The 18,168-nt window shown below is 71.2% G+C and carries 19 protein-coding genes; 13 read left to right on the top strand and 6 right to left on the bottom strand.

Features of this window, described 5'->3' with window-relative positions; all coding sequences use genetic code 11:
* The first annotated feature begins 2 nt into the window (after window positions 1-2).
* Window positions 3-1,256, top strand: coding sequence for a hypothetical protein (locus C3E78_RS07020; protein ID WP_108577612.1), 1,254 nt, complete (start codon window positions 3-5; stop codon window positions 1,254-1,256).
* Here the strand turns inward: C3E78_RS07020 and C3E78_RS07025 are convergent.
* The gene (locus tag C3E78_RS07025; protein WP_328591576.1) at window positions 1,223-2,953 is read right to left on the bottom strand and encodes an AMP-dependent synthetase/ligase; all 1,731 of its coding nucleotides are present in this window, start codon (window positions 2,951-2,953) and stop codon (window positions 1,223-1,225) included. The two genes, C3E78_RS07020 and C3E78_RS07025, sit on opposite strands and share 34 nt — an antisense overlap.
* Window positions 2,954-3,051: 98 nt before the next feature.
* Between C3E78_RS07025 and C3E78_RS07030 the strand changes: the two genes are divergently transcribed.
* The 4 genes from C3E78_RS07030 to C3E78_RS07045 are packed head-to-tail and all read left to right on the top strand — an operon-like array spanning window position 3,052 to window position 5,823.
* On the top strand, window positions 3,052-3,525 hold the full coding sequence (locus C3E78_RS07030) for an SRPBCC family protein (RefSeq protein WP_235833709.1): 474 nt from the start codon (window positions 3,052-3,054) through the stop codon (window positions 3,523-3,525).
* Window positions 3,526-3,542: 17 nt separating this feature from the next.
* The gene (locus C3E78_RS07035; RefSeq protein WP_108577614.1) at window positions 3,543-3,839 is read left to right on the top strand and encodes a hypothetical protein; all 297 of its coding nucleotides are present in this window, start codon (window positions 3,543-3,545) and stop codon (window positions 3,837-3,839) included.
* Window positions 3,836-4,786, top strand: a complete 951-nt coding sequence (locus C3E78_RS07040) for an ROK family glucokinase (protein WP_108577615.1) — start codon at window positions 3,836-3,838, stop codon at window positions 4,784-4,786. The genes C3E78_RS07035 and C3E78_RS07040 overlap by 4 nt, the downstream gene beginning before the upstream one ends.
* Window positions 4,786-5,823 carry an ROK family glucokinase gene (locus tag C3E78_RS07045; RefSeq protein ID WP_108577616.1) on the top strand — a complete coding sequence of 346 codons (1,038 nt, stop codon included), beginning with the start codon at window positions 4,786-4,788 and terminating at the stop codon, window positions 5,821-5,823. The genes C3E78_RS07040 and C3E78_RS07045 overlap by 1 nt, the downstream gene beginning before the upstream one ends.
* On the opposite strand, the gene C3E78_RS18240 is transcribed toward C3E78_RS07045, so the two are convergent.
* Together C3E78_RS18240 and C3E78_RS07050 are read right to left on the bottom strand one after the other, a co-directional pair.
* A complete protein-coding gene (locus C3E78_RS18240; RefSeq protein ID WP_135804861.1) occupies window positions 5,729-6,130 on the bottom strand; it encodes a hypothetical protein in 402 nt (133 codons plus the stop codon). The genes C3E78_RS07045 and C3E78_RS18240 overlap by 95 nt on opposite strands.
* The gene (locus tag C3E78_RS07050; protein ID WP_108577617.1) at window positions 6,123-6,887 is read right to left on the bottom strand and encodes an alpha/beta hydrolase; all 765 of its coding nucleotides are present in this window, start codon (window positions 6,885-6,887) and stop codon (window positions 6,123-6,125) included. The genes C3E78_RS18240 and C3E78_RS07050 overlap by 8 nt, the downstream gene beginning before the upstream one ends.
* Before the next feature lie 78 nt (window positions 6,888-6,965).
* Between C3E78_RS07050 and C3E78_RS07055 the strand changes: the two genes are divergently transcribed.
* The 4 genes from C3E78_RS07055 (at window position 6,966) to C3E78_RS07070 (ending at window position 10,711) form a co-directional block, all read left to right on the top strand.
* Window positions 6,966-7,718, top strand: a complete 753-nt coding sequence (locus C3E78_RS07055) for a lysophospholipid acyltransferase family protein (RefSeq protein ID WP_108577618.1) — start codon at window positions 6,966-6,968, stop codon at window positions 7,716-7,718.
* Between the two features lie 48 nt (window positions 7,719-7,766).
* A complete protein-coding gene (locus tag C3E78_RS07060) occupies window positions 7,767-8,795 on the top strand; it encodes a 6-phosphofructokinase (protein ID WP_108577619.1) in 1,029 nt (342 codons plus the stop codon).
* A gap of 25 nt (window positions 8,796-8,820) precedes the next feature.
* Window positions 8,821-9,300, top strand: a complete 480-nt coding sequence (locus tag C3E78_RS07065; RefSeq protein ID WP_108577620.1) for a DUF427 domain-containing protein — start codon at window positions 8,821-8,823, stop codon at window positions 9,298-9,300.
* 109 nt (window positions 9,301-9,409) lie between these two features.
* The gene (locus C3E78_RS07070; protein ID WP_235833726.1) at window positions 9,410-10,711 is read left to right on the top strand and encodes a class II 3-deoxy-7-phosphoheptulonate synthase; all 1,302 of its coding nucleotides are present in this window, start codon (window positions 9,410-9,412) and stop codon (window positions 10,709-10,711) included.
* Between the two features lie 79 nt (window positions 10,712-10,790).
* On the opposite strand, the gene pknB is transcribed toward C3E78_RS07070, so the two are convergent.
* Both pknB and C3E78_RS07080 read right to left on the bottom strand, forming a co-directional pair.
* On the bottom strand, window positions 10,791-12,821 hold the full coding sequence (gene pknB, locus C3E78_RS07075; protein WP_108577622.1) for a Stk1 family PASTA domain-containing Ser/Thr kinase: 2,031 nt from the start codon (window positions 12,819-12,821) through the stop codon (window positions 10,791-10,793).
* 148 nt (window positions 12,822-12,969) lie between these two features.
* Window positions 12,970-14,031 (bottom strand): polyprenyl synthetase family protein, encoded by a 1,062-nt coding sequence (locus C3E78_RS07080; RefSeq protein ID WP_235833710.1) that lies wholly within the window; start codon window positions 14,029-14,031, stop codon window positions 12,970-12,972.
* A 24-nt stretch (window positions 14,032-14,055) separates the two neighbouring features.
* On the opposite strand from C3E78_RS07080, the gene metF reads away from it, so the two are divergent.
* On the top strand, window positions 14,056-14,949 hold the full coding sequence (metF, locus tag C3E78_RS07085) for a methylenetetrahydrofolate reductase [NAD(P)H] (protein WP_108577624.1): 894 nt from the start codon (window positions 14,056-14,058) through the stop codon (window positions 14,947-14,949).
* Window positions 14,950-14,953: 4 nt separating this feature from the next.
* On the opposite strand, the gene C3E78_RS07090 is transcribed toward metF, so the two are convergent.
* Window positions 14,954-16,210 (bottom strand): phytoene desaturase family protein, encoded by a 1,257-nt coding sequence (locus C3E78_RS07090; RefSeq protein WP_108577625.1) that lies wholly within the window; start codon window positions 16,208-16,210, stop codon window positions 14,954-14,956.
* A gap of 83 nt (window positions 16,211-16,293) precedes the next feature.
* Between C3E78_RS07090 and C3E78_RS07095 the strand changes: the two genes are divergently transcribed.
* The 3 genes from C3E78_RS07095 (at window position 16,294) to mraZ (ending at window position 18,130) form a co-directional block, all read left to right on the top strand.
* Complete coding sequence (locus tag C3E78_RS07095) at window positions 16,294-17,064, top strand: class I SAM-dependent methyltransferase (protein ID WP_108577626.1); 771 nt, start codon at window positions 16,294-16,296, stop codon at window positions 17,062-17,064.
* Entirely contained in the window at window positions 17,051-17,455 is a 405-nt protein-coding gene (locus C3E78_RS07100) for a DUF3040 domain-containing protein (protein ID WP_108577627.1), read from the top strand. Before C3E78_RS07095 ends, C3E78_RS07100 begins: the two co-directional genes overlap by 14 nt.
* A 225-nt stretch (window positions 17,456-17,680) precedes the next feature.
* A complete protein-coding gene (gene mraZ / locus C3E78_RS07105) occupies window positions 17,681-18,130 on the top strand; it encodes a division/cell wall cluster transcriptional repressor MraZ (RefSeq protein WP_438938499.1) in 450 nt (149 codons plus the stop codon).
* The last annotated feature ends 38 nt before the right edge of the window (window positions 18,131-18,168 follow it).

An 18,168-nucleotide genomic window follows, 5' to 3' on the forward strand; every position in this document is an offset into this window, starting at 1 on the left:
GCTTGGCCGAGCGCAGCCTGCGGCCGTCGCCCAACGTGGCGGCCGTGCTGGTGCTGGCGCTTCTGGTCGGGGCGCTGCTGGTCTGGCAGCGCCCGTGGAACGATGCGGACGAGGGTCCGACGACCGCCGCGATCCCGTCCGACGCCCCGTCGCGGCTGACCGCTGCGCTGCGCGACCTGTCCTCGGCCTCCTCCGAGGACGAGTTCGTCGCGGCCTCCGGTGACCTGCCGGACGGCCGGGCGTTCGGGCGGCGCACGTGGGCCTCCCTGCGGGCCCTCGGCGCCCGTGACGTGTCGCTGCGCTACATCAGCGGCGGCGACGTGGCCGACCGGGCCGACGGTTCCGCCCGCATGGTCGCGGAGGTCTCGTGGCGCTCGGCCCGGACGTCGGGACTGGGCGCGGGCACCGTCCATCGGGCGTCCGTGGCGTTCCGGGTGCGCGCCCAGGACGACGGGAGCCTCTCGATCGTCGGGGCGGAGCGGCGCACCACGGCGCTGCCCATCTGGCTGGCCGGGAAGGTCGCGGTGGAGCGTACGCGCGGCAGCATCGTCCTGACGGTCGACGGGGGACAGGATCGTCTGCCCGTGGAGACGATGGCCGCGAGAGCACGGTCGGCGGTGGAGCGGACCGTCCCCGACGTGCGAGGTGACGTCGTCATCGTCTCGCCCCGCACGCAGGAGCAGATGGCGTCGGTCGTGGGGCAGGACGTCTCCGACGTGCGGCAGATCGCCGCCGTCACCACGAGCCTGGACCGCGGGACGGGGTCATCCGGCAGTCCGGTGATCGTGCTGAACCCGGCCGTGTTCGCGACGATGGACCGGCGTGCGGCCCAGGTCGTGCTGAGCCACGAGGCGACCCACCAGCTGACCGGTGCCGTCGGCACCGCGGCAGAGAGCTGGGTCGTCGAGGGCTTCGCCGACTACGCCGCCCTGCGCGGCGACACCGCTCCGCTGGCGGTCAGCGCCGGCCAGATCCTGGCCCAGGTCAGGGCCGGCGCGACGCCGAGGACGCTGCCGACCCCGGCCGACTTCGACGGGAGCGGCCATGGGCTGGGCGCGGTCTACGAGTCGGCGTGGATGGTGTTCCGGCTGCTCGACGAGGACCACGGACGCGCCGCCGTGGTCCGGTTCTACGAGTCGGTCCTCGACGGCACGCCGCTGGCCACCGCGCTGCGGGGCTCCTTCGGGCTGGACGAGAAGGAGCTCACCGCGCGGTGGCGGGACTACCTGACGAAGAGTGCCTCGACCGTGTCGTGAAAGTCGCGCAGGACGACGCTGCGCTTGACCTTGAACGACGGCGTCAGGTAGCCGTTGTCCTCGGTCCAGTCCTCGGGCAGGATCTGGAACTTGCGGATCGACTCGGCCTTCGAGACCTGCGTGTTGGCGTCGTCGATGGCCTTCTGCACCTCGCCGAGCAACTCCGGGTCGTCCAGCTTCCCGGTCCACGTCTCGGTGTCGATCGTGATGAGCGCAGCGACGAACGGCTTGCCGTCGCCGACCACCAGGCACTGGCTCACGAGCGCGTGCGCACGCACGCGGTCCTCGAGCGCGGCCGGGGCGACGTTCTTGCCGCCGGCGGTGACGATGATCTCCTTCTTGCGGCCGGTGATGCGGATGTAGCCGTCCTCGTCGATCTCGCCGAGGTCACCGGTCGCGAACCAGCCGTCGGCGTCGAGCGCCTCCGCCGTGGCCTCCTCGTTGTGCCAGTACTTCCGGAACACCTGCGGCCCGCGGAAGCTGAGCTCGCCGTCGGTCTCGACCCGGACCTCGGTGCCCTCGAACGGCTTGCCGACCGTGCCGAGTCGCAGGTCGGTGGGACGGTTGGCGCACAGGGCGCCGGTCGTCTCGGTCAGGCCGTAGCCCTCGATGATCGTGACGCCGATGCCGCGATAGAAGTGGGCCAGGCGCTCCCCGAGGGGCGCACCGCCGGAGATCGCGAACTCCGTACGCCCACCGAGCGCAGCGCGCAGCTTGCCGTAGACGAGGCGGTCGAAGAGCGCGTGGCGGGCGCGCAGCGCGATGCCGGGCTTGCCGGAGTCGAGGGCGCGGCTGTAGCTGATCGCGGTCTGCGCGGCACGGTCGAAGATCTTGCCCTTGCCGTCGGCGTACGCCTTGCCGCTGGCGGTGTTGAAGACCTTCTCGAACACGCGCGGGACGCCGAGCACGAACGTGGGCTGGAACGTGCCGAGGTGCGTCACCAGGTCCTTGACGTCCGCGGTGTGGCCCAGCTTGGCGCCGACGCGGATCGCACCGACCTGGATGATGCGGGCGAACACGTGCGCGAGCGGCAGGAACAGCAGCGTCGAGCTGCCGGGCACGAAGACCTCAGGCAGCTCGGTGAGGCAGGCGTTGAGCTCGTAGCGGAAGTTGCCGTGGGTCAGCTCGCAGCCCTTGGGGCGGCCGGTCGTGCCCGAGGTGTAGATCAAGGTCGCGAGGCTGTCGCTGGTCAGGGTCGCGCGGCGCTCCTCGAGCGCTTGGTCGGTGACGTCGGCGCCGAGCGCACGGATCTCGTCGAGTCCGCTGCCGTCGATCGTCCAGACCTGCTCCAGGTCGGGGGCGTCCTCGCTCGCCTCCTTGACGCGCGCGGCGTGGGCCTGGCTCTCGACGACTGCGGCGACGGCGCCGGAGTCGGACAGGATCCATGCGACCTGGCTGGTGGAGGAGGTCTCGTAGATCGGCACGGTCACCGCGCCGGCCCACCAGATGGCGTAGTCGGTGACGGTCCACTCGTACCGGGTCTTCGACAGCAGCGCCACGCGGTCGCCGGGGGAGACGCCGGCACCGATCAGGCCCTTGGCCACCGTCACCACGTCGCGGTGGAACTCTGCGAGGGTGATGTCGGTCCAGGTCTCGCCGTCCATGCGGGCGAGCGCGACGTCGTCGGCGTGCTGCGGAAGGCGGTCGAGGATGTCATCGGTGAGGTTGCCCAGATCGGGCATTCGAGGCTGCGTCACGTACGGCAGGCTACTCTCACGACCTTGGCCGAACCCAACGGGCCGCAGCCTGCGGGCCACGGCTCCCGACGCGGGTGCCTGCCGCACGAAGCACTAGCATGGACGCACACGACCAGCGGGACGAGGAGGGGCTGATGGCGCGGACCACGAGTGACATCGTCATCGACGCCACACCCGACAGCATCATGGGTGTCATCGCCGACTTCGGGTCGTACCCCGTGTGGGCGACCGGCGTGAAGACCGCCGACGTCGTGGTCGAGGGTGAGCCCGGTCGGCCCAAGCAGGTGCACTTCGTGCTGGACGCCACGCCGATCCGCGACGAGTACGACCTGGGCTACGTCTGGGACGGCGATCGTGCCGTGTCGTGGAGCCTCGTGGAGCCCGGCAAGATGCTGACCTCGATGGACGGCGCGTACCTCCTCGACCCGGTCGGCGACGCGCAGACGCGGGTGACCTACCAGCTGGCGGTGGACGTGTCCGTCCCGCTGCTGGGCATGCTCAAGCGCAAGGCCGAGAAGGTCATCATCGACACCGCCCTCAAGGGGTTGAAGAAACAGGTCGAGACGCAGTGACCGGACCAGGCCCAGCCGTGGACCTCGACTCGGAGGACACCGAGCCGGTCGGCTCGATCGCCCAGGAGGCGTTCAAGCTCTTCCGCGCCGTGACGGGTGCCTCCGACGAGACCGGCACGTCAGAACCCACCGGGCACGACCACACCGGGCACGACCACACCGGCTCCTTGCCGTGGTGCCCGGTCTGCCACGTCGTCGGACTCGCGCGTGACCACCCGGAGGCAGTTGCCTCGGTGACCCAGTCGGCGGCCGCCCTCGCCCGGTCGCTCCGCGACCTGGTCGACACCGCCCTCGCCCCTCAGGAGAAGCAGTGACCCTCGCCATCGGCGTCGACATCGGCGGCACCAAGATCGCCGCAGGTCTCGTCTCGGACTCCGGCACGATCCTGGAGTCCGTCGCGGAACCGACCCCCGACGACGCAACGAAGATCCCCGCGATCGTCGCCGACCTGGTCGAGCGACTGAGCGGTGACGAGCGACCGGTCGGCGTGGGCATCGGCGCCGCCGGCTTCGTCGGCGAGGACCGCGCGACCGTCCGCTTCGCGCCCAACATCGACTGGCGCGAGGAGCCGCTCGGCGCCGACGTGCAGGCCCTCATCGACCTGCCGGTCGTCGTCGAGAACGACGCCAACGCCGCCGCGTGGGGCGAGTTCCGCTTCGGCGCCGGTGAGGACACCGAGGACCTCCTGCTCATCACGATCGGCACCGGCATCGGTGGCGGCATCGTGCACCACGGCCAGCTGTTCCGTGGCGGGTTCGGCGTGGCAGCGGAGATCGGCCACATGCGCGTCGTCCCCGACGGCATCCTCTGCGGCTGCGGCCAGCGCGGCTGCTACGAGCAGTACGGCAGCGGTCGCGCGCTCGTCCGGGACGCCCGCGAACGGGTCGTCAACGGCGACCCCGCGGCGGCTGCCATCGCTGCCCTGGGCGACGGCGGTGACCTGTCCCGCATCACCGGGCCCGCCGTCACGAAGCTCGCGCAGGAGGGTGATCCGCTCTCGGTCGAGCTGCTCACCGACCTGGGCCGCTGGATCGGTGAGGGCGCGGCAGCACTCGCCACGATCCTCGATCCCCGCGTCATCGCGATCGGCGGAGGCGTGGCCGCCGCGGGCGACCTCATCCTCGGACACGTCGTCGCGGCCTTCGAGACCCATCTCCCGGCACGGGCCCACCGCCCGGAGGCCGCCGTGCGACTGGCGGCCCTCGGCAACGAGGCCGGCATCATCGGAGCCGCTGACCTCGCGAGAGTGGAGCCCGCCTGATGGCCGACAAGCTGGCCGTCGGCATCGACATCGGTGGCACCAAGATCGCCGCCGGCGTCGTCGACGAGGACGGTCACGTCCTCGCCCGCCTGAAGCGCGAGACACCGACCACCGACCCGCTCGAGGTCATCGACGCGATCGCGGCGATCACAGAGGAGTTCCGGCGCGAGCACCACATCCGCGCGATCGGCGTCGGCGCCGCCGGGTTCGTGGACGCGACGCAGTCGACCGTGCTGTTCGCCCCCCACCTCGCCTGGCGGCACGAGCCGCTGCGCGACTCGGTGGCCCGCCGCACCGGCCTGCCGGTGCTGGTCGACAACGACGCCAACGCCGCCGGCTGGGCCGAGTGGCGCTTCGGCGCGGCGCAGAACGAGGCGGACCTCGTCCTCATCACGCTGGGCACCGGCATCGGCGGGGCGATCGTCATCGACGGACAGCCCTACCGCGGCCAGTTCGGCATCGCCGGCGAGTTCGGCCACATGCAGGTCGTGCCCAACGGGAACCAGTGCGAGTGCGGCAACCAGGGGTGCTGGGAGCAGTACGCCAGCGGCCGCGTCCTGACCCGTCGGGCCCGTGCCGCGGCGACCGACGGCACCGAGCTGGGCAAGCTGTTCCTGTCCGAGGCCGGCGGCGCGGTCGAGCGCATCGAGGGCCACCTGGTCACCAAGCACGCCAAGGCCGGCAACGAGGAGGCCATCCAGTGGATCGCCGACGTGGGTGACTGGCTCGGGGTCGGCATCGCCAACCTCGCGGCGGCGCTCGATCCCGGCATGTTCGTGATCGGCGGCGGTGTCAGCGACGCGGACCAGCTCCTGATCGGCCCGGCCCGCGCCGGGTTCTCGCGGACCCTGACCGGCCGCGGCTACCGCGCCGAGGCCCGGATCGTCCGCGCGCACCTGGGACCCGAGGCGGGACTCATCGGTGCCGCGGACATGGCCCGGCTCACAGCACGGCGCCGTCGTCCGGCCAATCCTTCTGCGACGGCCCGTGTTCGGGCAGCTGCAAGAAAAGGTATGTCGCCGAAGCCACGAAGATGAGCGCTGCGCCGGCGACCACGGAACGGTCCAGGAACACGTGGGCCACGGTCGCCAGCACCAGCGCCAAGGGGGCGCCCAGCGTCCCGATCCACGCCAGCAGGACGCCGCGGCGCCTCGGCAGCAAGGGCGTCGGCTCAACGTGCCGGTAGAACGGTTCCTCCGCCGGCGCGTCCTCGTCCCCGGGCTCGCGCCCGGACGTGGGGGCCTGGGGCGCCGGGACGACCGGGTCCGCGGGCTCGTCGGGGAACGACAGGTCCAGGTGCAGGCCCTCGACGATGCGGTCGAAGTCGTCGTCGGGCTCAGCCACGACCGGCTCCCACGTGCTCGTCGATGAACGCCGCGCTGCGGTCGAAGATCAGGGGCGCGTCGTGGTCGAGCGTCGCGACGTGGAAGCTGTCGCGCAGCGTGACGAGCTTTTTCACCGGCGACGACACCCCGTCGAGGATGATCGTCTGCGACGTCTCGTCGACGACGTGGTCGTCCTCGGACCGGAAGAACAGCAGGGGAGCGGTGACCCGGTCGAGGCCGGAGCGCACGTCCCGCCACATCTTCAGCTGGGACGCGAGGGCCTTGAGCGGCGTCCGGTCGTAGCCCACCTCGTCCTGGCCGGGCTTCTTGATGTCGTTGCCGATACCCGGCATGGAGGGGATCACCAGCTGCAGGGCCGGGACGAGCTTGACGTCGAAGCGCTTGACGCTGACGGCCGGATTGACCAGCACGAGCGCCGCGACGTCGTCGGGCCGCTGCTCGGCGAGGCGCAGCGCGAGGCATCCGCCCATCGACAACCCGGCCACGACCACGCGGTCGCACGTGCGCTGCAGCTCGGTGAGGGCGGTGTCCACCTCGGAGTACCAGTCCTGCCAGCGCGTGGTGTTCATGTCCTGCCACGTCGTGCCGTGACCGGGCAGCCGGGGGACGCGGACCGTGTGACCGCGGCCGGCGAGGTGCTGCGCCCACGGCGTCATGGAGGCAGGGGACCCGGTGAATCCGTGGCTGAGGAGCACGCCGGTGCGGCCACCGTCGGCGGCGTACGGCTCGGCTCCGGGCAGGAGGGCGGACGTCATGTCCACATCATCCATCATCGGCGGTCATGACGGCTCGTCCCGTGCGCAGGACGGCGCGTTCGGAGTAGTCTCCTGTCCGTGTTCTATTGGTTCCTGAAGTTCCTCGCGCTGGGTCCGTTGCTCAAGCTGATCTTCAGACCATGGGCCGAGGGCACGGACAACGTGCCGAAGGATGGTCCCGCGATCCTCGCGAGCAACCACCTGTCGTACAGCGACTGGCTGTTCATGCCGCTGGTCATCCCGCGCCGGGTCACGTTCGTCGCCAAGGCGGAGTACTTCGAGGGCTCCGGCGTCAAGGGCTGGCTGCAGAAGACGTTCTTCTCCGGTGCCGGCCAGGTGCCGATCGACCGGACGAGCGGCTCGGCCGCCGCCGGTGCGATCAAGACCCAGCTGCGGCTGCTCGCGGACGGCGAGGTGTGCGGCATCTACCCCGAGGGCACCCGCTCCCACGACGGCAAGCTCTACCGGGGCCGCACCGGCGTCGCGCGGCTCGCGCTGGAGGCCGGCGTCCCGGTCATCCCGCTGGCCGTCATCGGCACCAACGTCGTGGCCCCGCCGGGCAAGATCTTCGGCCGGTTCGTCCGTCCCGGCGTCCGCTTCGGCAAGCCGCTCGACTTCAGCCGCTACGAGGGCATGCAGGACGACCGCTACATCCTGCGCGCGATCACCGACGAGATCATGTACGAGATCATGCGCCTGTCCGGCCAGGAGTACGTCGACCTGTACGCCCAGGACGCCAAGAAGCGCGACCAGGCCCGGGAGAAGGACGCCGCCGCGGCGGCCGCCGTCGCCGAGGCCGACGAGGTCTGGGAGCAGATCCGGCCCGAGTGACCGGCGGCCCGACCCCACAACTGCATCCCCATCACCAGAGGAGTCCTCATGAAGGTCGGCATGCTCACCGGGGGAGGCGACTGCCCCGGACTGAACGCAGTCATCCGCGGGGCGGTGCGCAAGGGCGTCTCGACGTACGGCCACGAGTTCGTCGGTTTCCGTGACGGGTGGCGCGGACCTCTGGAGAACGACACGATCCCGCTCGACGTGGACGCCGTGCGCGGGATCCTGCCCCGAGGCGGCACGATCCTCGGCTCGTCGCGCACCAACCCGTTCGCGATCGACAACGGGGTCGAGCGGATCCAGGACAATCTCGCGGCAAACGGCTGCGACGCCCTGATCGCGATCGGCGGCGAGGACACCCTCGGTGTCGCGACCCGACTGGCCGACCTCGGAGTCAACGTCGTCGGCGTGCCCAAGACGATCGACAACGACCTGTCCGGCACCGACTTCACGTTCGGCTTCGACACGGCGGTGAACATCGCCACCGAGGCCATCGACCGGCTCCACACGACGGCCGAGTCGCACCACCGCGTGCTCGTGGTCGAGGTCATGGGACGGCACGCGGGATGGATCGCGCTCCACAGCGGGCTGGCCGGCGGGGCCAACATCATCCTCATCCCCGAGCGGCCGTTCGACATCGAGAAGGTGTGCGCGCAGGTCGAGAGCCGGTTCGCGACGCACTACGCGCCGATCATCGTGGTGTCCGAGGGAGCGGTCCCCGCCGAGGGCGGCGACATGTCGCTGACCAGTGGGCAAAAGGACGCGTTCGGGCACGTGCGTCTCGGCGGCATCGGCGACCGGCTCGCCTCCGAGATCGAGCACCGCACGGGCAAGGAGGCCCGGGCCGTGGTGCTCGGGCACGTCCAGCGCGGCGGGGTGCCGACCGCGTTCGACCGGTGGCTCGCGACCCGGTTCGGCCTGCACGCGATCACCGCGGTCCACGACGGCGACTACGGGACGATGATGTCGCTGCGCGGCACCGAGATCGTGCGGGTGCCCCTGTCGGAGGGCACCGACCAGCTCAAGACCGTCCGACCCGAGCTCTACGAAGAGGCGGAGGTCCTCTTCGGATGAGGGTCCGGCGTCGTACGCTCGACAGATGATCGCTTCACGTCCCGTGGAGAACGTCTGGGACTATCCACGACCGCCCTCGATCGAGCCGAGCGACGAGAACATCATCGTGGAGCTCGGCGGGATGCGGATCGCCTGGACGTCGACCACGTTCCGGATCTGCGAGACCAGCCATCCGCCCACGTACTACCTGCCGATGGACGCCTTCGCCGCCGGCGTGCTGCGGCCGGTCAGGGGGGCGACGTGGTGCGAGTGGAAGGGGGCCGCCTCGTACTTCGACGTGGTGACACCCGAGCGGACGGTCGCCGCCGGTGCCTGGACGTACCGGACACCCAGCCCGGGGTACGCCGACATCGTCGGCCACGTCGGCATCTACCCGGGTCCGATGGATCGCTGCCTCGTCGACGGCGAGGTCGTCCACGCGCAGGAGGGTGACCTGTACGGCGGCTGGATCACCTCCCGGGTGAGCGGGCCGTTCAAGGGGGGACCGGGGACGTTCGGCTGGTAACGCTCGGCTCGCGGGCAGCGTCTCATCCTGCTCAGGGTGTGTCGGAGAGATGCGTGTCCCGGCGTATCCTTGGCGGGTGAGCATTCCCAGCCTTGACGACCTCCATGCGATGGGTGCTGTCCAGCAGCCGACGTATGTCGATCAGTCCGCCCGCGACGCCGCGGTGCAGACCCTGCGGAAGATGCCTCCGCTGGTATTTGCCGGGGAGTGCGACGCGCTGCGCGGACGTCTCGCCGACGTCGCGCAGGGCAAGGCGTTCCTGCTCCAGGGCGGCGACTGCGCCGAGACCTTCGAGGGCGTCACCGCCGAGAATGTCCGCAACAAGCTGCGGGTCCTGCTGTCCATGGCGGTCGTGCTGACGTACGCCGCGAGCGTCCCGGTCGTGAAGGTCGGCCGCCTGGCCGGGCAGTACGCCAAGCCCCGCTCCAGCGACACCGAGACCCGCGACGGCGTGACGCTGCCGGCCTACCGCGGCGACGCGGTCAACGGCTTCGACTTCACGCCCGAGGCGCGCGCCCACGACCCGCACCGGCTCGTCGACGTCTACAACGCGTCCGCCGCGACGCTCAACCTCGCGCGCGCGTTCACGACCGGCGGCTACGCCGACCTGCGCCAGATGCACGCGTGGAACACCGACTTCGTCAAGAACAGCCCGGTGGGCGAGCGCTACGAGCGCATCGGCGCCGACATCGACCGCGCGCTGGCCTTCATGGACGCGATCGGCGTCGACCCCGACGAGTTCCACACCGTCGACTTCTTCTCCTCGCACGAGGCCCTCATCCTGGAGTACGAGCACGCCCTCACGCGCATCGACTCGCGCACCCAGCTGCCGTACGACGTCTCCAGCCACTTCGTGTGGATCGGCGAGCGCACCCGTCAGCTCGACGGTGCGCACGTGGAGCTGCTGAGCCGGATCGCCAACCCGATCGGCGTCAAGCTCGGCCCCACGTCCACGGCCGACGACGCGATCGCCCTGTACGAGAAGCTCAACCCCGAGCGGACGCCCGGCAAGGTCACCTTCATCACCCGTTTCGGCGCCGGCAAGATCCGCGAGGGACTGCCGAACCTGGTCGAGAAGGTCACCGCCGCGGGCATCGAGGTCGCGTGGGTGTGCGACCCGATGCACGGCAACACGTTCGAGACCAGCAACGGGTACAAGACGCGCGAGTTCGACGACGTGATCGACGAGGTCCGCGGCTTCTTCGAGGTCCACCGCTCGCTCGGCACCTGGCCCGGCGGCGTCCACGTCGAGCTCACGGGTGACGACGTCACCGAGTGCGTCGGCGGTGGGGCGAAGCTCTCCGCCGAGGACCTGACGCACCGCTACGAGACGCTCTGCGACCCGCGCCTGAACCGGGCCCAGTCGCTCGAGCTGGCCTTCCTCGTCGCGGAGATGCTCTCCGGGCACTGATCCCGCTCTGACCAGGCCCCGGCCGGATGCCCTGCATCCGTGCCGGGGCCTCGTGCTGTGGGGCGGAGCCGCGGACGGCTCAGAGCGGGAAGACGAGGATGCGGGCGCCGCGGCGGACCTCGTCGCCGCCGCCCGGGCTCTGGCGCCGGACGACGAAGTTGCCGGCGCCGGGGATGTACGGGGCGAAGAACTCCAGCCCGGCCTCGCGGATGATGCGCCGCGCCTCGCTCTTCTTCTTGCCCGTCACGTCGGGCACCTTGATCAGCTCGGGCCCCTTGGAGACGGTCAGGCTGACCGTGTCCTTGCGGAACAGGGTGCCGCCCTTGGGGTCCTGCGAGATGACCGTGCCCTTCTTGACGTCGTCGTCGAAGGCCTCGGTCGTGGCGACCGTGAAGCCGGCGCCCTCCAGCGCGGTGCGCGCCTCGTCCGCCGGCGTGCCCGAGTAGTCGGTGACGGCGATGGGCTCGCGGCCCTTGCTGACGAACACGTCGACCCGGTCACCCCTGCGCAGCGGCGTCTCGGAGGTGATGTTGTCCTGGGGGCCGATGATGCGCCCCTTCTTGATCGTCTCGCTGAACCGCGGCTCCTGGTCGCCGAGCACGAGGTTCTGCTCCTCGAGGGCTGCGGTCGCGGCCTTGATCGTGGCGTTCTTCAAGTTGTTCTTGGGGATGTAGTAGCGCTCGGGGCCCTTGGACACGACCGCCTCGATCGTGCTGCCCGGCAGGATCTTCTCGCCCGGGCCGGGGTCCGTGCTGATGACGACGCCGGAGGTGACCTCCTCGGAGTACGTCCGCTCGGCGACCTTGAACACGAAGCCCTCCGCCTCGGCGTTCTTGGCCGCGGTCGTGGCGGCGCTGCCGGTCAGCACCGGCGTGTCGGTGTAGCGCAGATCGGTGAAGTACCACGTGCCGAGACCGGCGAGCAGGGCCACGACCACCGCGAGGATCAGCAGGGTGCGGCCCCGCCGCGAGTGCGGCTTGGTCGTCACCTGCCCGTACTGCTCGCGTGACATCGGCGGGTCGAGGCCCAGCGGCCTGGCCGCGTCCCGCGGGCCCCGCGGCGGCGTCGCGGCGGCCCCGTTGCTCCACTGCATCGTGTGCTCGGGTGCGGACACGGCCTCGGTCGGTGCGGACGCCGACGCGGAGGCGCCGATGCCCCCGAACGCGGCGCGGGGGACCGCGACGGTGCGGGCGTCGGGGTCGTGGGCGGTCCGTCCGCCGGGCATGAGATCGGCGACCAGCTCGGGGTCGTCGTCGAGGCCGGCGGCGAGCGCACGCTGGACCGAGCGCAGCTGCTGCAGCATGACCCGTGCGTCGGTCGACCGCTGGTCGCGGTCGCGGACCGTGGCCCGCGCGACGAGCGCGTCGACGTAGCGGGGGATGCCGCGCTGCACCTCCGACGGCGCACCGATGTCCTCGTGGACGTGCTTGTACGCCACCTGGATCGGCGACTCCCCGGAGTGCGGCTTGACCCCCGTGAGCATCTCGTAGAGCATCGCGCCGCACGCGTAGACGTCGGACCGGGCGTCCGCGCCGTCGTTCGTCACGATCTCGGGTGCGAGGTAGGACACCGTGCCGATGAGGGTGCCGCCGGTGGCGGTGGTCGCGGCGCTCACGGCGCGGGCGAGGCCGAAGTCGGCGACCTTCACGTCGCCGTCCGGGGTGATGAGCACGTTCTCCGGCTTGACGTCGCGGTGGATGATCCGCGCGGCGTGGGCGGCCGACAGGGCGATGAGGACCTGCTCGAGCAGCTCGAGTGCGCGGTAGGGCGCCATCGGGGCCTCGTCGCGCATCAGGTCGCGCAACGTGCGACCGGGGACGTACTCCATGACGAGGTAGGTGACCTCGCCGTCGGTGCCCTGGTCGAACACCGAGACGACGTTGCGGTGGTTGAGCTTGGCCGCGGACTTGGCCTCGCGCACGAAGCGCTCGGTGAACTGCTGGTCGTCGCCCAGGCCGTGGTGCATGACCTTGATCGCGACCTCGCGGTCGAGGCGCTGGTCGATGGCCCGGAACACGCTCGCCATGCCACCGCGCGCGATGCGCTCGCCGATGAGGTAACGGTCGTGGAGCACACGCCCGACGAGGGCTTCGTCGCCCGTCACTGGCATGCAGCTCTCCCTCGTCGCGTCAGGCCCCGGCCGGGACCTGAACGCATTCTAGTGACTCTTCCACACCGCTCGTGACCAGCAGGGACGCGTGTTGCCTGGGTCTCGTGATGTCGCACACGCCCCGGGACGGACCCGCGTGAGCGCGGCGTCAGTGGGCGCGCCGGGTCGCGCTGCGGGCCAGCGGCCCAAGGACCGTCTGGGCCTGGGGCCCCAGGGCGTCGATCGCCGCGTCGGCCTGCTGCTCCAGGCGGGTGATGTCCGCCTCGACCGCGGCCAGCGCACCGGACGTGCGGATGAGGTCCGCGACGGCCTCGACCCCGTCCGCGGTGCCGAGGCGCTCGCGCAGGACGGTGCGGCCGGTCTCGTCGGCGAGGTCGTACGCGCGGGCGACCAGGACCGTGCGCTTGCCCTCACGCAGGTCGTCGCCGGCCGGCTTGCCGGTCACCTCCGGGTCGCCGAACACGCCGAGCACGTCGTCCCGGAGCTGGAACGCCTCGCCGAGGGGGAGCGCGACGGCGCTCAGCCCCTCGATCAGGTCGGGGGACGCCCCGGCCAGCGCCGCGCCGATGTGCATGGGCCGCTCGACGGTGTACTTGGCCGACTTGAAGCGCACGATCGCCATGGCCTCCGCGACGGACAACCGCTCCCGGGTCTGGCCGGCCACGTCGAGGAACTGGCCCGCGACCACCTCGGTCTTGCACAGGTCGAGGAAGTGGCGGGCGGCGCCGACGCGGGGGGCCATCGACGGGGACGCGAGGATCGCCGTGGTCATCATCTCGTCGCACCACGACAGCATCAGGTCGCCGAGCAGCACGGCCGCCGAGAGCCCGAACCCGGCCGCGTCGCCGTCCCGGTGCTCGTCGCGATGCAGCTGCTCGAACTGCCGGTGGATGCTCTGCCGGCCGCGTCGCGTGTCGGAGTCGTCCATGAGGTCGTCGTGCACGAGCGCGCTGCCCTGCAGCCACTCGAGGGAGGCCGCGGCGGTGACGAAGTCCTCGTCGAGGGGGGAGCCGCCGGCGACGAGCCAGCCCGCGTGGCAGAACTGGGGACGCAGACGCTTGCCGCCGCGGACGAACTCGAGCGCCGCGAGCGTCAGGTGGTCCAGGTCGGGTCCGAGGACGGTGAGGGCGGCCGCCTTGGCCTCCACGAACCGGGCCAGGCTGTGATCGACTCGTGTCCGGAACTCGGGATCGTCAGCACGTGTCGTCACGACTCGAACGATATCCTTGACCCCATGCGTCATGAAGCCACGTCCCTCGTCGCGGCCCTTCGCGCGCCCTCACCCACCTGCTCGTTCGAGTTCTTCCCGCCCAAGGACGACGAGGGCGAGGCAGTCCTCTGGCAGACCATCGCCGACCTGGAGCCGCTGCAGCCGACGTTCGTCTCGGTGACGTACGGGGCGGGCGGAACCAGCCAGGAGCGCACCGTGCGCATCACGGGCCGCATCGCCGGTCAGACCTCGATGCGGCCGGTCGGCCACCTGACGCTCGTGGGCCAGACCCGCGGGGAGATCGAGACGGTGCTCAAGCAGTACGCCGCTGCGGGTGTCGACAACGTCCTCGCCCTGCGCGGCGACCCCAAGGGCGGGCCCCGTGCCCCGTGGGAGCCGCACCCGGACGGCATGACGTACGCGATCGACCTCGTCGAGCTCGCCGCCGACCTCGGTGGCTTCGAGATCGGCGTGGCCGCGTTCCCCGAGGGTCACCCCGACGCCGAGAGCATCGAGCACGATGCCGAGATCCTGGTGGCCAAGGCCAATGCCGGCGCCCAGTACGCGATCACGCAGCTGTTCTTCCGGGCCGAGGACTACTTCGGGCTCGTCGAGCGGGTCAGGGCGCGGGGCTGCGACATCCCGATCGTGCCGGGCATCATGCCGATCCTCAACTTCGCGCAGGTGGCACGCATGGCCGAGCTGTCCGGCGCCGAGATGCCGCGGGAGGTGCTCGAGCAGATCGAGCCCATCCAGGAGGACAAGGCCGCCGTGCGGGCCAAGGGCATCGAGCTGGCCACGCAGCTGTGCCGTGACCTGCTGGCCGGCGGTGCGCCGGGCCTGCACTTCATCACGCTGAACCGCTCGAAGGCGACCCGCGAGATCTTCGAGGCGCTGCGCGCCGACGGGCTGGTCTGAGACCTCAGCGAGGAGCCGGGCCGACGTCCGCGGCGATCGCGGCGGTCGCCATGCCGATCGCCTCGAGCGTCCCGCCCGGATGGGCGTGCGCCCCGGCGAAGTAGACGCCGCCGGACGGCGCGACACCGGGCAGGTCCAGCGCAGTCGTCCAGGTGTTCCACGCCCAGCCCCAGTGCCCGAGGACGACGAGGTCCCGGGGGGCCAGGTCGATGCGGTCCGTCACGAACGGGCGCAGGTCGATCCCGGCACGCACGAGGGCGCGCAGCGGGTCCTCGCCGCTGCGGTGCTCGAGCGTCCACCGGCCCCCGCCGTTCGACCAGAGCCGGATCGGCGGGTTGGTGTGCACGAGCACCTCGTCCGGGAGCGGCGGGGCGTCGGGGGAGAGAGTGACGAGGGTCCGGGAGGCCGGGATGACCGGCAGCGCCCTCGGGGCCGGCAGGGGAGCGGGCCAGGTGGGTGCCGCCCAGACCACGACGTCGGCCGGGAGCGTCCGTCGATCGGTCACGACGCCGGTCACCTGCCCGCCGGCGAGGACCAGCTCGTGCGCCGACTCACCCAGCTCGACGGTGACCCGGCGCTCGGCCAGCCGCTTCTCCAGGGCCCCCGCGAGGCCGGGGGACCCGCCCTCGAAGCGCCAGCGACCGAACGACCGCTCGACGTAGTGGACGACCGCGGTGAACGCCGGGGTCGCCCGCCAGTCCTGGCCCGCGAGGCGGACGGGGTCGAGCACGATCTTGGCGAGCCGCTCGTCGGCGAGCTCCTTGTCGAGGGCCCGGATCGTGCGCCGCGGCTTGAGCGCCTTGCGCATCGCCCGGTCGACCGCCGCCCGTCCGGGGAACACCTCGTCGAGGGCGGAGCGCCGGATGACGTCCCACGGCTCGGCGAACCGGTCGACCCAGGGGGACCACTCGTCCGTGCCGAGGGCGGCGGTGACGGCCTCGTGCTGGTCGCCGCGGTTGCCCAGCGGCAGGTCGAGGATCGTGCCGTCCCTGAAGACGTGGCGCCGGCCATCGGTCTTGGTGAGCTCGAGGACGCGCTCGAGGGGGCGGCCGGACTTGCGGAACAGGTCGCGGAACACGCCCGGCAGGGTCACGGTGTCGAGGTCGAGCTGCCAGGTCGCGCCGTTCACGGTGTGCCCGTGCAGCCGCCCACCGAGGCGGTCTCCGGCCTCCACCAGCGTCACGTCGTGCCGCAGCTTGGCCAGGCGTGCGGCAGCGGTGAGACCGGCGAAGCCGCCACCGACCACCACGACGTTCGCCATGCGCGCAGAATACGGGGTGCTCCGTGGATGCCGCCGACCGATCCGTCGGCGGGACGAGCCAGGCCCTGTGGCACAGTGTCCGCATGGGTCCGGTCCGCTCCGAGCTGATGTGGCAGGCAGTCGTCGACGCGGTCGAGATCGCCGGTTCCGGCGATCCTCTGGACGTGCTCGACCTGGGCGGCGGCACCGGCGGCGACGCCGTGCGTCTCGCCCAGCTGGGACATCGCGTCACCGTCGTCGATCCCAGCCCCGACGCCCTCGCCTCGCTGCACCGCCGCGGCGTCGAGGCCGGCCCGTCCGGAGCCGTGCGCGGGGTGCAGGGCGACGCGAGCGACCTCCTGGACCATGTCGGCCCCGCGTCGTTCGACCTGGTGGTCTGTCACGGCGTGCTGGAGCACGTCGACGACCCCGGCGTGGCGCTCTCCACCGTGGGCACGGTGCTTCGCCCCGGGGGACACGTGAGCGTCGTGGTCGCCGGTCGCAATGCCGCCGTCGCCGCACGCGCGCTGGCGGGTGACTTCGTGACCGCCCAGACGCTCCTCGGCCGGACCGTCGACACGTGGGACGTCCGCACGATGGGGGCCCGCCGATTCGTGCCGAGCGAGCTCGAGGAGCTGCTCACCACCCGCGGATTCACCCCGGTGGAGGCCAACGGCCTGCGGGTCTTCGCGGACCTCGTGCCCAGCGCGATCGTGGACACCGAGCCCGGTGCGCGGGACGCCCTCTACGCCCTGGAGCGACTAGTGCGCAGCTGCCCGGAGTTCTCAGGACTTTCGGCTGGTCTGCAGTCGATAGCCCGCCTAGACTCTGTAGAAGCACCACCTAATCCAGGAGGCAACAGTGCCACTCTCTGACGAAGAGGCCCGACTGCTCCATCAGCTTGAGCAGTCCCTGGCCGCAGAGGACCCCGACTTCGCGTCCACCCTGCGCGGATCCAAGCTCATGGCACACAACCGCCGTGTCGCACTGCTCGCCGTCCTGGGCTTCATCGCCGGTCTCGCGCTGCTGTTCGGTGGTGCGGTCAGCAAGCAGACGTGGCTCGGCGTGTTCGGCTTCGTGGCGATGCTCGCGTCGGCGTACGTGTTCACGATCGCGTGGCGCCGCGGCATCGGTGGCGCCGAGGACGAGGGCCGACCCGCGGGTCGCGGCGGACGCCCCGGCCGACAGAAGAACAAGGGCTCCGGCTCGTTCGTCGACCGCATGGAAGAGCGCTGGCAGCGTCGTCGCGACGGCGGCGAGCTCTAGAGCGCTGACGGAGGGGGCGATCCGCCCCACTTCCCTCCACCTGTCCACCCACCGCCCCCTCGGGGGCGGTTTTTCTTTGCCCTGACGGCACTTTGCGCGCCTCCCACGACGTGGGGGGCGCGCTTCTGCATGCCCGAAAACACGCCGAATGTGTGTGCTGGGTGGAGGAGAGTGGAGTATGGTGGTGGGAAATGGAGCAAATGGCCGTCGATGAGGAGGAGCGAGGTGAACCCGGATGTCTCGAACTTCTTCGGCACTTACACCCCGCGACTCGACGACAAGGGCCGGCTCTTCCTCCCGGCCAAGTTCCGTCCCCGGCTCGAGACGGGCATCGTCCTCACCCGCGGGCAGGAGAACTGCATCTACGGGTGGACGACCGAGTCGTTCAACGCCTTCACCGATCGCATCCGCAACACGCCGTTCACCAACCAGGCGGCACGCAACTTCAACCGGATGTTCTTCTCCGGCGCGTCCTCGGAGGTGCCGGACAAGCAGGGCCGCATCTCCATCCCGCCCGTGCTGCGCACCTGGGCGCAGCTGGACAAGGAGTGCACGGTCGTCGGCGCGATGGATCGCATCGAGATCTGGGACTCGCGCCGCTGGGACGAGTTCTCCGCATCGCAGGAAGGTCCGTTCGCGGACATGTCGGAAGAAGTGATGCCCGGGATCTTCTGACGTTCGCGCGGCGAGATCTGCGCCCGCGTGGTTCTGAC

The sequence above is a fragment of the Aeromicrobium chenweiae genome (genome assembly GCF_003065605.1).
GTDB classification, from domain to species: domain Bacteria; phylum Actinomycetota; class Actinomycetes; order Propionibacteriales; family Nocardioidaceae; genus Aeromicrobium; species Aeromicrobium chenweiae.

Bases quoted from the DNA above. Each gene is read 5' to 3' on its own strand.
- pknB (WP_108577622.1), bottom strand. From the start codon at position 12,821: ATGCCAGTGACGGGCGACGAAGCCCTCGTCGGGCGTGTGCTCCACGAC.
- C3E78_RS07095 (WP_108577626.1), top strand. From the start codon at position 16,294: ATGGGTCCGGTCCGCTCCGAGCTGATGTGGCAGGCAGTCGTCGACGCG.
- C3E78_RS07045 (WP_108577616.1), top strand. From the start codon at position 4,786: ATGGCCGACAAGCTGGCCGTCGGCATCGACATCGGTGGCACCAAGATC.
- C3E78_RS07090 (WP_108577625.1), bottom strand. From the start codon at position 16,210: ATGGCGAACGTCGTGGTGGTCGGTGGCGGCTTCGCCGGTCTCACCGCT.
- C3E78_RS07050 (WP_108577617.1), bottom strand. From the start codon at position 6,887: ATGACGTCCGCCCTCCTGCCCGGAGCCGAGCCGTACGCCGCCGACGGT.
- C3E78_RS07065 (WP_108577620.1), top strand. From the start codon at position 8,821: ATGATCGCTTCACGTCCCGTGGAGAACGTCTGGGACTATCCACGACCG.
- metF (WP_108577624.1), top strand. From the start codon at position 14,056: ATGCGTCATGAAGCCACGTCCCTCGTCGCGGCCCTTCGCGCGCCCTCA.
- C3E78_RS07070 (WP_235833726.1), top strand. From the start codon at position 9,410: ATGGGTGCTGTCCAGCAGCCGACGTATGTCGATCAGTCCGCCCGCGAC.
- C3E78_RS07060 (WP_108577619.1), top strand. From the start codon at position 7,767: ATGAAGGTCGGCATGCTCACCGGGGGAGGCGACTGCCCCGGACTGAAC.
- C3E78_RS07030 (WP_235833709.1), top strand. From the start codon at position 3,052: ATGGACGCACACGACCAGCGGGACGAGGAGGGGCTGATGGCGCGGACC.